Here is a 491-nt window from a genome sequence, read left to right as displayed (position 1 = left end):
CGGGCTGCATCTCGGGGCCGCGCGCGTGCTCGTCGAGCACGCCGAGCCGCACCCCCCGCAGGTCCAGCGGCGCGGCGTCCACCTCGTGACCCGTGAGCGCCGCGAGCAGGAGGGCCGCGTCCGAGCTCGTCCGCGCGACGGGCCCCGCGTGATCCAGGGACCACGACAGTGGGAACACCCCGTCGAGCGGCACGAGGCCGTACGTGGGCTTGAGGCCTGCCACGCCGCAGTACGACGCGGGAATCCGGATGCTGCCGCCCGTGTCCGTCCCGACCGCCGCGAAACACAGACCCGCCGCGACCGCCGCGACCGAACCGCCGCTGCTCCCGCCGGACGTGCGCGAGAGGTCCCAGGGGTTGTTCGTCTGCCCGAAGTCCGGGTGGACGATGCCGTAGGCGAACTCCAGCAGGTTCGTCTTGCCGACCAGCACGGCGCCCGCCTCGCGCAGGCGGCGCGTCACGACGGCGTCGTGCTGCGGCACGTGCCGCGCC

The 491-nt window shown here is 74.9% G+C and carries 1 protein-coding gene; it reads right to left on the bottom strand.

The window, feature by feature from the left end; all coding sequences use genetic code 11:
- Window positions 1-491, bottom strand: a 491-nt coding sequence (locus tag DEIPI_RS32835) for an amidase family protein (RefSeq protein WP_169737160.1), incomplete at both ends; no start/stop codon positions are given.

Source organism: Deinococcus pimensis DSM 21231 (genome assembly GCF_000519345.1).
Taxonomy (GTDB): domain Bacteria; phylum Deinococcota; class Deinococci; order Deinococcales; family Deinococcaceae; genus Deinococcus_A; species Deinococcus_A pimensis.
Note: the sequence above shows the minus strand (reverse complement) of the source record. Positions and strands in the feature narration are given on the sequence as shown.